Origin of the sequence: Azoarcus sp. TTM-91 (assembly GCF_012911025.1) — a bacterium.
Taxonomy (GTDB): Bacteria; Pseudomonadota; Gammaproteobacteria; order Burkholderiales; family Rhodocyclaceae; genus Azoarcus.
In genome coordinates this window covers 41092-54066 of sequence record NZ_WUEI01000011.1, presented here as the reverse complement: position 1 = coordinate 54066, position 12975 = coordinate 41092, and the positions used below count along the sequence as shown (strand labels likewise).

Here is a 12975-nt window from a genome sequence, read left to right as displayed (position 1 = left end):
TCAAACGCCGTTCTCTTTAATACAGCCCCGCACGGTAATACGTGTTTCCAGATCGAAGCTTTCACATTGACCGGTAAGCGCGCAAATATGGAACATTGCGCGACCAGCAAAGTCAGGCAGAGACAGCTCAACCGTCACCTGCTCCGCCCAGGGAAAATCGATCTGGCAATAAAAGTCGCCCACAGTGGCATTGACAGACGTTCCGCTCACAGAAAACTTGTGTGGGCCGTGGAAATGAAAAGCCAGCCGCCCCGGGGCGAGCAATACACCTCTATCCCGGATATACCAAGTGGCATCGGCGCCGCCGTCAACAAGCGTTCTCACATAAGCAGACATATGATTACGCCATACATCCTGCCCCGGAATCTCCAGCAGCGCACTGCCGTCAGACGGAACCGTCGGCTCCTTCGCATCCGGCCCTGGCATAACTTGGTCAGCATAACGCCCGTCCGCCAACAGCGGTGTCAACGTATTGTGGGCGTAGCTACGACGCATCTCATGCACCAAAGATGCCTTCCAGTACTCAGCCATACCACGGTCAACAAAAAGTGGGGTTTCGTCGACTTCAAGCACGACGCCGCCGTGGTCAAGATGACCATGCGTAACGCCATATCGACTGGCCGTCGCCCAAAGCCGTGCAACATGCCCTGCCACTTCGCGCACGTGGCTCAATTTCCCGGTCTTGGGCAGCCAGGATGACGGTGCGGCCACCGAACTCGGCATTTTGACTTCATCAGGCCCATAAACCATCCCAACCATACCGCCGCTACCGCGCAATGTTCCCGTCACTTCATGAACCCAGCCATTTTCCAAACAGGGTTTCAGGATGCTGGCAAACGCAGAATCCGGAAACAGTGCAGCAAAGATAGGAATCGCGTCGCCGCTAAACCATTCAAGACGGCAATCTCCAGATGGAATACACTTGCCCGGCTCGCCTGCTGCCATCGCGGTGAGATAATTTTCGATATCTGGATATAACGACTGAACCTCGAGACGCCAATCCAGATGGCGAGCGCGACAATAGGCAATGATGGTCCACAGCGTCGCAGTGAGGGTCTGACAGAAATACCCCGGCCCTTCCGAAATACCGCCGTCCGACTGCACGTAAGATTGCAGCACCCTCCTCATCTGCATATAAGCGTCATCAGCAACCCCGGCCGCCCTCGGCCACCCCCGCTCCAGCGTCAAACCTCCCAGCACCAGCGCCCTGCAAAACACGGCCCCCTGATTCATCCGCTGCATGTAGTCGTGCTGGAACAAGTCTCGCTGAACATAAGACATACCGCGCGTCCAAAGCGCATGGCGAGCCAATGACTGAGCCTGCCCTGACAAAGCAAAACCCAACCAGTCGAGCAGGATAGCCACGCTCGTGGTCGTCATCTCCTCCATGAAAGCACGTTGGGTCCAAGTGCTGGATGGCACCCGTTGCTCCGACGAGTCTCCCCATTGAGGAGTATGGAGCATGCACATGAGATAGCGCAGCGCATGCTCGATGTAACGTTTTTCCTCTGTTACGAGACCGACAAAAGCCAATACCAAGGCATCCCAGTGGTATGCACGCACCGCCTCCGCCCGTACGCGGGTAAAACGCAAATCATGGTGTGGCAGATACTCGCCATAATCCTTCTCTGGAGTTAACTCCAGGCACTTCATCGCCTTTGATTCAAGAACAGCGAAATGCTCTCTCCATCCTGGCAAAAATCGTCGGCCGCGCACTTGAAACAACTCCTCCCGGCCGAAAAGCAAGCCATGCTGCGGCACCATTTCGCCTCGGTCGCGTTCCGTCAGCACCCAAGGCGACCAATCCATAGACGCTCCAGCACGAGAGCGGGTCAATTCCGCATGGGCTTTGCTGTTACGCAAGCCGAGCCATGTCAATACAAGGACACCCTCCGAAGCCTGCGGTGAAGAAATGCGCAGCGCCACACCTGCAAAAGACCTCTGACGAAGGCCTGCCGCAAGCAAAAGCGCACGCGGCGCCAAACCCTTGAGCAATAGCCCCGTAAGGCTGAGATCGATCTCCTGACGGATTCCGGTCCCTTGGAACGCCTTGCTCCAACCACCCAGAACCCGCCCTTTGCCATCCAGCAAGGCAAATGACACGCATGCAGTAGGAGATAAAGTAAACGCCGCGATCAGACGGTCATGAACCTCAGAGGCAAAAGGCGTCTGGCAGCGCACAGTCATTTCAGACTGCCGCGAATTGACGCCATTCCAGATCACCTTGGTAAAGCACCAATCGTTTTCCCGCTCCAGCGTAAAACCGCTCGGCGCCTCAAACTCCAAGGCCAGGCCAGGAGCATGCTCCGGATCAAAAAACGGCGCGAATACATATTCAGCCGCGCCCGCATCCAGCGGGAAAACATATCGACTCATGCTCTATCTCTTGGAAAGGTCCATTTGCGCAGGAAAGAAAACGACAGCGGACTCGTTGGAATAAAGAAAGCGGTCAGATGGGTGGCGAACTACGAAACTCGCAGCACCAAGCCAATAAAAAAGATGGACCCCTATGCCTCTTGAAACCACGCTGGTATTAATGGAATACATTCCGGGACGCAATGTTTGGCTTTTCAGGGTTACGCGCATCACGTACTCGCCGGGCTCAATACTCTCCCAGTCATAGCCCTGCTCATGGCTATCGATGGAGACAATGAACTTATAATGAACGGCATCAAAACTCGAACGAAAAATCGGATTCTCGATTTTCCTGTGCACAACGTATCGGTACTCCAACACGAAGGGCTCAGCGAAGGCGACATCTGTAACTTCGGCATCGCAAGCGGCCGACAATATGCGAATACTCAGGCATTGAACGTCACCACTTCCACCACGAGCATGCCCATACTCTGCCGGCAGACTCTCCTTTCCCTCGCTTTCCGAGGTTTGCGCAGCCTGCGGCTCATTTTCAATCGCGATACACGCATTTCGCGAGTTTTGATCTTCATAAGCCTTGCACACCTCCTCCACGTCCCCGACCAACAAAGGTTGCCCTTTACTCAGGAACAGCCCCTTATTGCATACCGCCCAGATGGCTCCGATCGCGTGCGACACCAGCAAGATGGTAGTGCCCTGTGCCTTCAGCGCCAGAATGCGTTCGAAACATTTCTTCTGGAACGCCAGATCGCCGACGGCCAATACCTCATCAACGAGCAAAACCTCCGGCGAGCCAATAACCGCGATGGCGAACCCTAGGCGCACCCCCATTCCGCTTGAATAATTTCGCACAGGCATGTCAATGAATTCGCCGAGTTCAGAGAATGCAACGATTTCATCGAATTTCCGCTTTATCTCTGCTGGCGTCATGCCAAGCAAAGTACCGCTGATGTATATATTCTCCCTTCCGCTCAGCATTGGCGAAAAACCCGCACCTGCTGCGATCAAGGCGCCCACTCTCCCCCGGAGCGTCACCCGTCCGCCATCCGGGCTATACGTCCCATTGAGGATTCTCAGCAGCGTCGTCTTGCCTGAGCCGTTGACCCCCATGATGCCTAGAGCATCACCCGGCTCGAGAGAGAAGGTCACATCCTGCAAAGCCCAGAACTCGCCAGCGCGCAAGCGGTGATCCATTTCCCGGCCCGTCATCCGGCGCATGCTGTCAATCAGACCGTACTTCAGCGCGCTCTTGAGCGAAAGCCCGAACTTCTTGCTAACCCCATCAACCTGGACATTCGACTTACTCATTACAGTCGCTCCGCCACGAGGTCTTCGAGTAGATAGAAAACCCGTAACCCGACGGTAACCAGGACAACCGCCCCAAGGGATACCCATAGATAGGTAACGACATTATCGGCACGCCCTAAGCAGATCAACGAGCGGGGCACGTCCACAAGATAGCTGACCGGGTTCCACGCAATAATCGATTTAACTACCGGATTTTGGATTGTGGAATCCAGATAGATAACAGGCGTCACGTACATGACGAGTGCAAGCGCCTGCGTAAAAAGCGGCGTCAAATCTCTCGCTATGGTACCCAGCACCGATAGAACCAAACCGAAAGCGGTTCCCAGCAGCACGATAGGCAGGACTAGAAGCGGATACGCCAGAAGCCACCATGTGGGGGCGACCCCGACGACTAACAGGACAACAGTCATCGTGATCATGCTGATCAAGATGCTGTAGCTAACGCCCGCCAGGGAACTGATCGCCAACGCCAACTTGGGAATACGCGTTCTCAAGATGAGGTCCGCCTGCCCCTGTAGCCCACTGCTTACGGCCCCCACAGCCCCCGGGAGACACCCCCAAACCGTACTGCCTATGAGCACGTAGACCACATAAGGAATTTCTCCCTCGCCAGGCCTCAATACCCCGACGAAGAAAAGGAACAGGAAGCTGACTATTCCTAATAGCGGCCCCAGCAGAGCCCACAAATAGCCGAGAATCTTCTGGCGAAACTGCGCAATAAAATCCCGCCAGAACAAGCGGACTATTACATGCCGGGAAGCGGCGATATCCTCGCTGGCCTGCCTCAACCCCCAGAGCAGCCCTCCCCTGCGCTCATTGGGCTGATAAATGGTGACCGGGATGCCATCTTCGTCTATGTAACGCATTGCTTTCCTGAAACAGGGAGGCTCGGACAGCATCGCAGACGATCAGACGGCGCACCTGCTGCACACTCCCATTAACTTGATCTAGATTTGAGCTACCAAGCCGTCCATAAACGACGCTCACCCTTGATGTGACGGCAGTTCAAACCAATCCTGTGAGGCCGGCGACGGCGAGGCTCACGCCCGCCCCGCCCGTGTCTGGCGCACCTCTGCAGTCCAGAATTAACACTCCGAGCAGAATAATTTCCTGCAGATGCAGGGACTCCGGAATCGAGGTTGCGGGGGCATTAATGCGCCTCGTCCCAATTACTACCCACTCCCACTTCCACCTGGAGAGGGACAGACAACGCAGCCACTTCGCCCATCAGTTTCGGCAGTTCTTCGCGAAGCACCTCCACCTCTTCTTCGGGCACCTCCAGCACCAATTCGTCGTGAACCTGCAGCACCAACCTTGACTTGAGCGTCGACCTTCCCAGCCAACCGCCAACACCAATCATCGCTCTCTTGATCAGGTCCGCCGCCGTACCCTGCATCGGTGCATTGATCGCGGCACGCTCGGCAGCCTGTCTGCGCCCTACTTGTTGGGCCCGAATATCCGGTAGATACAGGCGGCGACCAAACACCGTCTCGACATAGCCCTTGTCCTTTGCCTCGGCCTTCGTCCGCTCCATGTAGTCCGCCACGCCGGGATAGCGGGCAAAGTAGCGGTCTATCCAGGCCTGCGCGGCGCTGCGTTCGATGCCGAGGTTCTTTGCCAGGCCATGCGCACTCATGCCGTAGATGAGGCCGAAGTTGATCACTTTGGCGTAGCGGCGCTGTTCGCTGCTGACTTCGGCGGGTTCTACGCCAAAGACCTCGGCGGCGGTTGCCCGGTGAACATCCTCACCGCGGGCGAAGGCATCCAGCAGGCGGGCATCCTCGGAAAGGTGCGCCATGATGCGCAGTTCGACCTGCGAGTAGTCCGCGGAGACGATGACGTGATCGCGTGGCGCAATGAAGGCAGCACGGATGCGACGCCCCTCCGCGGTGCGGATGGGAATGTTCTGCAGGTTCGGGTCGGTGCTGGCGAGGCGGCCGGTCACCGCAGTAGCCTGCGAGAAGGTGGTATGCACCCGGCCGGTCCTGGGATTCACCATGCGCGGCAGCTTGTCGGTGTAGGTGCTCTTCAGCTTGGCGAGGCTGCGATGCTCCAACAGCAGCTTGGGCAGCGGATAGTCTTCGGCGAGCTGGGTAAGGACGTCTTCGTCGGTTGACGGCTGCCCGGTGGCGGTCTTCTTCACTACCGGCAGGCCGAGCTTGCCAAAGAGGATTTCGCCGAGTTGCTTGGGCGAGCCCAGGTTGAATGGCTGGCCGGCGAGCTCGTGCGCCTCGCGCTCGAGGTCCAGCAGGCGGCGGCCAAGTTCCTCGCTGTGCTGGGCCAGCAGGAAGGGATCGATCAATACGCCGGTGCGCTCCATGTCCAGCAGCACCGCCATGGTCGGCAGTTCGATCTCGCGATACAGCGGCGCCAGGCGGCCGGTCGCTTCAACCTGCGGCCAGAGCTTGTGGTGCAGCCGAAGCGTGATGTCCGCGTCCTCGGCGGCATACTCGGCGGCCTTGTCGATCGCCACTTCATCGAAGCAGATCTGTTTGGCGCCCTTGCCGCAGATGTCGGTGTAAGGAATGGTGGTCAGCCCCAGGTGGCGTTTGGCGAGCGAGTCCATGTCATGGGACTTGTCGCTTTCCAGTACATAGGACTGCAGCAGGGTGTCGTGCGCGATGCCGCCGAGCCGGATGCCGTGATTGAGCAGCACATGTGCGTCGTACTTGAGGTTCTGTCCCACCTTGAGATGGGCGTCCGACTCCAGCCAGGACTTAAGCGCCGCCAGCGTTGCGTCGAAGGGCAGTTGCGTGGGCTGTTCCGCCCCCCGGTGGGCCAGCGGCAGATAGGCGGCCTCGCCCTTGGCGACGGCGAAGGACATGCCGACCAGCCTGGCCTCCATCTGGTCCAGGCTGGTGGTTTCCGTGTCGAAGGCGGTAAGTTCGGCGGCATTCAGCTTGGCGAGCCAGGCGGAGAGGGTTTCCTGGTCGAGGATGGTCTGGTAGCCGCCCCGGTGACCAGCCGGGTCCGCGTCGTCGGCGACTTCGACCTCGGCCCGCGGCGGTTCGCCCGTGGTTCCTTCCGCCAGATCCTTCAGCCAGCCACGGAACTCGAAGCGCTCGTACAAGGCCTTGAGTGCAGCCTTGTCGTCCTCACGCGCCGGTAGGTCGGCGGCGTCGAAGGGCAGCTCGACATCGGTCACCACCGTTACCAGACGGCGCCCCAGCGGCAGGAAGTCCAGGTGCTTGCGCAGGTTCTCTCCAACCTTGCCGCCGACCTTGTCGGCATTGGCGACGAGATTGTCCAGCGTGCCATATTCGGTCAGCCACTTCACCGCAGTCTTGGGGCCGCACTTTTCGACGCCGGGCACGTTGTCCACCGTGTCTCCGACCAACGTCAGGTAATCGATGATGAGCTCCGGCGGCACGCCGAACTTGGCGGTCACGCCGGCCTCGTCCAGCACCTCTTCGCTCATCGTATTCACCCAGCGCACCCCGGGGCGCACCAACTGGGTCAGGTCCTTGTCGCCAGTGGAGATCACCACCTCCCAGCCCTGCTCCACCGCCTGCCGGGTGAGCGTACCGATGACGTCATCCGCTTCCACCCCTTCCACGCACAACAGCGGCCAGCCTTCGGCCTTCACCGCCTCGTGCAGGGGCTCGATCTGCACCCGCAGATCGTCCGGCATCGGAGGCCGGTGGGACTTGTACTCCGGGTACCAGTCGTCGCGGAAAGTCTTGCCCTTGGCGTCGAACACACAGGCCCGGTACTCCGCCTTGTAGTCCCCTTCCAGCCGACGTAGCATCGACAGCACCCCCCGGATTGCCCCCGTGGGTTCGCCCTTGGAGTTGCGCAGATCCGGCAGCGCATGGAAAGCGCGGTAGAGGTAACTGGAACCGTCAACGAGCAACAGGGTGGGCATCCGGGAGAATCCTTGCGGAGAAGCGTGGGGCTCCAGATGCAATGCATCCGGTTTATTTCAAGAAGAACAAACGAGTACAGCAGATGACCGCAAAAGAAAAATTGCCCGGCAGTCTCGCGGGCGCCGCTGCCCCGCGTTTCAGTGCACGCGAGTCCTGGCGGATCTTCGGGATTATGGCAGAGTTCGTGGAGGCCACAGAACGCCTGAATGCCATCCGGCCGGCCGTTTCCATTTTCGGCAGCGCGCGAATTCCGCCCGATCATCTCTATTACATGCAGGCGGAGAAGATCGCCCGCTTGCTGTCGGATGCCGGGTTTTCCGTGATTTCCGGCGGGGGGCCGGGGGTGATGGAGGCAGCCAACAAGGGCGCCTATTTCGGCAAGAGCCCCTCGGTCGGACTCAACATTCAGCTGCCGATGGAGCAGCAAGCGAATCCGTATCAGGATATTTCCCAGACCTTCCAGCACTTCTTCGCGCGCAAGTTCATGTTCGTGAAGTTCGCCTCGGCCTACGTCGTCATGCCCGGCGGCTTCGGCACGCTGGATGAACTGCTGGAGGCAATGACGCTGATACAGACCGGCAAGAGCCGGCGCATCCCCATCATCCTGGTGCATGGCGCGTTCTGGAACGGGCTGCTCGACTGGGTCCGCGACCGCCTCGTCACCGAGCGCATGATCAACCCGGCGGACCTCGACCTGGTGCAGGTCATCGACGAGCCGGAAGCGGTTGTCGAGGCCATCTTCAAGCACTACGAAACGCGCGGTTTCCTGCCGCTGCCCGAGGAACACGAATTGATGCTGAACCTTTGAGCCGGGCGGAAAGCCGCTGAACCCGCTCTGCTAGAATCGGCCGACATACAGGAGAACACCATGCGCCGCCTCTTCATCGCCGTGCTGGCTGCCGCAGCCTTCCCGGTCTGCGCTCAACAACCGCCCAACCTGGAACCCATCCCCGAACCGCCCCCGCCGCCGCCGGGCATGACCGACGGCGCCGACGAGCCCCAGGTCACCATCCTGAAGCAGGGCGAAGACACCGTCACCGAGTACCGCGTCCGCGGCAAGCTCTACATGGTCAAGGTCACGCCCCCTCACGGCGTGCCGTATTACCTGGTGGACAAGGAAGGCAACGGCCAGATGGTGCGCGACGACACCGCACCTACGCTGTCCGTGCCGATGTGGGTCATCAAGTCCTGGTAAGGCATTCCGCCGGCCTTCATCCCCGGGCCGGCGGATTCCGCCGCGCCGGCCCGCCTCATGTTCATCGTCAGCAGCTTCCCTCCGGTTTTCCGCGAAGATGCCCGCGTGCTCGTGCTCGGCAGCATGCCCGGCGTGGCCTCGCTGAGCGCCGGCCAGTATTACGCCCATCCGCGCAACGCCTTCTGGCCCATCATGGGTACGCTGCTGGGAGCCGGCCCGCAGCTTCCCTACGCTGACCGCCTGCACCGGCTGCAAGACGCCGGCGTCGCGCTATGGGACGTCATCGCCCACTGCGAGCGCCCCGGCAGCCTGGATAGCGCCATCACGCCCGCCAGCGTGATCGCCAACGACCTCCCCGGCCTGCTCGCCATCTGCAGCGGAATCCGCCACGTGTTCTTCAACGGCAGCGCGGCCGAGGCCGCGTTCCGCCGCCATGTGCAGCTGCCAGCAGGACTGGCTCCACTGCAGTTCATGCGCCTGCCTTCCACCAGCCCAGCCCATGCTGCGCGCAGCCTGACTGAAAAGATCGCCGCCTGGGGCGCCGTCGCCGCGGCGCTGGGGCGCCCCTTGCCTTAGCCCGCTCCCGGAACACGCCGATGTCCGTCTTCACCCCCCTTCCCGAATCGACCCTCGCTGCATGGCTGCGCGGCTATGCGATCGGCCGCCTGGTCGAGCTGAAGGGCATTGCCGCCGGCGTACAGAACAGCAACTTCTTCGTCACCACCACACTGGGCCGTTATGTGCTGACGCTGTTCGAAGCCATCCCGCGCGCCGAACTCCCCTACTACCTGCACCTGATGGCCCACCTCGCCCGCCACGGCCTGCCGGTACCGGCGCCCATCGCCGACAGGGACAACGAGTACCTGGGCACCCTGGAAGGCAAACCGGCGGTGCTGGTGATGCGCCTGGCAGGCCAATCCGTGATGGCGCCCGGCGAGCAGCACTGCGCCCGCGTGGGCGCCATGCTGGCCGGCCTGCACCTGGCGGGACAGTCCTATGGGCGTCGCCAGGACAACCCGCGCGGACCGGCGTGGCGCACTGCCACTGCCGCCGAGGTGCGCAGCTTCCTGCCCGCCGAGGAGCAAGCCCTACTGGATGCGGAGCTCGCCTTCCAGGCCCAAGTGGACAGCGCCGCGCTTCCGGCCGGCGCCATCCACGCCGACCTCTTCCGCGACAATGTGCTGTGGGACGGCGACCACATCGGCGGCGTCATCGACTTCTATTTCTCCGGCCACGACAGCCTGCTGTTCGACGTCGCCGTCACCGTTAACGACTGGTGCGCCACGCCCGGCGGCGAGCTCGATGCTGCCCGCTGCGCCGCCCTGCTCGCCGCCTACCATGCGGAGCGCCCCTTCACCGCCGCGGAGCGCCAGGCATGGCCAGCGATGCTGCGGGCGGCGGCGCTGCGCTTCTGGCTCTCCCGCGCCGCCGATCTCCATCTGCCGCGGCAGGGCGAAATGGTGCTGGTGAAGAATCCGGACGAGTACCGCGACATCCTGCGCCGTCGCATCGTCGCCCACCCCGCGCTACCCGAAGTTTGAACTCCCCCCTGCCATCGGCTAGCATCGGCCACCGTCGGCATACCCCGCCAGCGTGGCTGCATGCGCACGCAACCTCGGCCGACGATACCGAATCCTGCCGACATCCCCGATGAGCACCCCAGAACCTCCGCTCCACCCCCACCGCCACGTTCTGCCCGAGATATCGCCGGCCATGCCGGGCGACGCCCTGCGCTGGCTGACCACCGGCTGGAAGCTGTTCCTGCGCTCGCCCACGACCTGGCTGTTGCAGACCCTGGTGCTCATCCTCATCCTGCTGGCGCTGGGCGTGGTACCGGTGCTGGGCTGGGCGGCGGTGCCGGTCGCCTTTCCGCTGCTGGCGGCCGGCATGGTCGCCAGCGCCCGGCGGGTGGAAAGCGGTGAAGTGCTGCGGGTCGATCACCTGTTCGACGGCCTGCGCCGGCATGCCGGCAACCTGCTGCTGGTCGGCGCCTTCCACCTGCTGGGCGTGCTTTTCGCTGCGCTGATCGCTGCCGCCATTGGCGGCAGCGCCGTGCTCACCGGGGCCATCGTCGGTGCCTTCACCGGCGTGGGGCTGGCCACCGGCGGCGTGATGTTCGGCATGCTGGTATTCACCGTACTGTGGATCATGCTGATGATGGCGCTGTGGTTCGCCCCCGCTCTGGTCATGCTGCAGGACGTGGCTCCGCTCGATGCGATGAAGCTCTCTGCCCAGGCCTGTTTCGGCAGCCTGCTCACCTTCATCATCTTCGCCGTCATGCTCTATGTGCTGGTGTGGGTCGCGATGATCCCGGCCGGCCTGGGCATGTTCGTGCTCGTTCCCGTCATCGCCGGCGCCCAGCTCGCCGCCTGGCGCGACCTGTTCTCGCCACGCCCCGCCCTGCCCGCCGCTCAAACCGACTGAAGACCTTCCATGCAAGCGCAACAACTTCCCACCCACCGCGGCTGGTCCTGGCTGAAAGAAGGCTTCGCCTTGTGGCGGCGCAGCCCGGCGCTGCTCACCTTCCTCGCCTTTGGCTATCTGCTGGTGCTGGTACTGGTGAGCGTCGTGCCCTTCATCGGCCAGCCGGTGGCCTCGCTGATGATGCCCATTCTCTCCCTGGGCGTCCTGAACGGCTGTCGCGCGGTGGATAACGGCCGCAAGGTGGGACCGGACATCCTCTTCTCCGGCTTCAAGGGCAATGCGCAGGCCCTGCTCACCATCGGCGGCCTCTACCTCGGCGCCAGCCTGTTGGTGCTGATGCTCACCACGTTGATAGACGGCGGCATCCTGCTGAAGGTGATGACGGGCAACCGGGTAGAGGACAGCGCCTCCGCCGATCCACGCATCACCGGCGCCCTGCTGCTCGCCATCGCGCTGTCCACCCCGGTGATGATGGCTTACTGGTTCGCCCCCATCCTCGCCGGCTGGTGGAAACTGCCGCCGACCAAGGCGCTGTTCTTCAGCTTCTACGCCTGCCTGCGCAACTGGCGCCCCTTCCTCGCCTTCGGCATCGCGCTGATGGTGTTCGGGGCCTTGATCCCCGGCATCCTGCTGGGTGTGATCGGGCTGATCTCGCCCTCGCTGGCCGGCATGCTGTCCATCCCGCTGCCACTGATCATGATCCCCGTCGTGTTCGCCAGCTTCTACATCAACGCGCGGGACGTCTTCGGCCTGCCTCCCGATGTCCTCCCCCGCTGACACCGGACCGCTGGGACTGCTGGGCGGCACCTTCGACCCCATCCACCTCGGCCACCTGCGGCTGGCGGAAGAAGCGCGCGAAGCGCTGGGCCTGGAGAAGGTCCGGCTGATTCCCGCCGGCCAGCCGCCCCACCGCGGCAAGCCCGGCTCCACCGCCGAAGACAGGCTGGCGATGGCGCGCCTGGCCGCCGCCGGCAATCCCGCGCTGGAAGTGGACGACAGCGAAGTGCGCGAACCCCGTCCGAGCTATACCGTGCCCACGCTGGAACGGCTGCGGGCGGAACTCGGTCCCGACCGTCCCCTGGTGCTTATCCTCGGCGCCGACGCCTTTGCCGGCCTGCCAGGCTGGCATCGCTGGGAGGCACTGTTCGAACTCGCCCACATCGCCGTCGCCAACCGGCCGGGGCACTCGCCGCATGAGCGGCGCTGGCCCGCCGCCCTGTCCCCTGAACTGGACGAAGCCTGCCGCAACCGCATCACCCGTGCCCCGATGAAACTCGATATGCCGGCCGGCAAGGTGATCCCCTTCGACATGACGCCGCTGGCCATTTCCGCCTCTCTGGTGCGGGATTTGCTGCACGCCGGCGCCAGTGCCCGCTATTTGCTGCCCGATTCCGTTCTCGACTATATTGGGCTGCACCACCTCTACCGTTGAACCGCATGGATATCCCCCAACTGCAGCAAACCGTCGTGTCCGCCCTGGAAGACATCAAGGCACGCGACATCGAAGTCATCGACACCTCCAAGCTCACCGCGCTGTTCGACCGCATCGTCGTCGCCAGCGCCGATTCCGGGCGCCAGACCCGGGCGCTGTCGCGCAGCGTGCAGGACAAGGTCAAGGCCGCCGGCGGCGAAGTCGTGAGCGTCGAGGGCGAGGACAGCGGTGAATGGGTGCTGGTGGACCTGGGCGACATCGTCGTCCACATCATGCAGCCCGCCATCCGCAGCTACTACAACCTGGAAGAACTGTGGGCCAATGGCGCCCCCGGCCGCCGCAAGGCGGGAGAACCTACCCGCGCCCGCGGGGAGTAA

The 12975-nt window shown here is 62.2% G+C and carries 12 protein-coding genes; 8 read left to right on the top strand and 4 right to left on the bottom strand.

The window, feature by feature from the left end; all coding sequences use genetic code 11:
- The 4 genes from GRF61_RS05345 to polA form a co-directional block, all read right to left on the bottom strand.
- The gene (locus GRF61_RS05345; protein ID WP_169149671.1) at nt 1-2376 is read right to left on the bottom strand and encodes a heparinase II/III family protein; all 2376 of its coding nucleotides are present in this window, start codon (nt 2374-2376) and stop codon (nt 1-3) included.
- Nucleotides 2377-2379: 3 nt separating this feature from the next.
- Nucleotides 2380-3681: an ABC transporter ATP-binding protein gene (locus tag GRF61_RS05340; protein ID WP_169149670.1), complete on the bottom strand. Its 1302-nt coding sequence runs from the start codon at nt 3679-3681 to the stop codon at nt 2380-2382.
- Entirely contained in the window at nt 3681-4547 is an 867-nt protein-coding gene (locus GRF61_RS05335; protein ID WP_169149669.1) for an ABC transporter permease, read from the bottom strand. The genes GRF61_RS05340 and GRF61_RS05335 overlap by 1 nt, the downstream gene beginning before the upstream one ends.
- A 284-nt stretch (nt 4548-4831) precedes the next feature.
- Entirely contained in the window at nt 4832-7546 is a 2715-nt protein-coding gene (gene polA, locus GRF61_RS05330; protein ID WP_169149668.1) for a DNA polymerase I, read from the bottom strand.
- Nucleotides 7547-7629: 83 nt separating this feature from the next.
- Between polA and GRF61_RS05325 the strand changes: the two genes are divergently transcribed.
- From GRF61_RS05325 to rsfS, 8 genes are all read left to right on the top strand, one after another.
- Nucleotides 7630-8355, top strand: a complete 726-nt coding sequence (locus tag GRF61_RS05325) for a TIGR00730 family Rossman fold protein (RefSeq protein ID WP_169149667.1) — start codon at nt 7630-7632, stop codon at nt 8353-8355.
- A 60-nt stretch (nt 8356-8415) separates the two neighbouring features.
- Nucleotides 8416-8742, top strand: coding sequence for a DUF2782 domain-containing protein (locus GRF61_RS05320; RefSeq protein WP_169149666.1), 327 nt, complete (start codon nt 8416-8418; stop codon nt 8740-8742).
- A gap of 57 nt (nt 8743-8799) precedes the next feature.
- Nucleotides 8800-9318 (top strand): DNA-deoxyinosine glycosylase, encoded by a 519-nt coding sequence (locus GRF61_RS05315; RefSeq protein ID WP_169149665.1) that lies wholly within the window; start codon nt 8800-8802, stop codon nt 9316-9318.
- Nucleotides 9319-9338: 20 nt separating this feature from the next.
- On the top strand, nt 9339-10283 hold the full coding sequence (locus GRF61_RS05310) for a homoserine kinase (protein ID WP_169149664.1): 945 nt from the start codon (nt 9339-9341) through the stop codon (nt 10281-10283).
- Nucleotides 10284-10392: 109 nt separating this feature from the next.
- Nucleotides 10393-11166, top strand: coding sequence for a BPSS1780 family membrane protein (locus tag GRF61_RS05305; protein ID WP_348982348.1), 774 nt, complete (start codon nt 10393-10395; stop codon nt 11164-11166).
- Between the two features lie 9 nt (nt 11167-11175).
- Complete coding sequence (locus GRF61_RS05300) at nt 11176-11943, top strand: BPSS1780 family membrane protein (protein WP_169149663.1); 768 nt, start codon at nt 11176-11178, stop codon at nt 11941-11943.
- Nucleotides 11927-12598, top strand: coding sequence for a nicotinate-nucleotide adenylyltransferase (gene nadD, locus GRF61_RS05295; protein ID WP_169149662.1), 672 nt, complete (start codon nt 11927-11929; stop codon nt 12596-12598). Before GRF61_RS05300 ends, nadD begins: the two co-directional genes overlap by 17 nt.
- 5 nt (nt 12599-12603) lie before the next feature.
- A complete protein-coding gene (gene rsfS, locus GRF61_RS05290) occupies nt 12604-12975 on the top strand; it encodes a ribosome silencing factor (RefSeq protein WP_169149661.1) in 372 nt (123 codons plus the stop codon).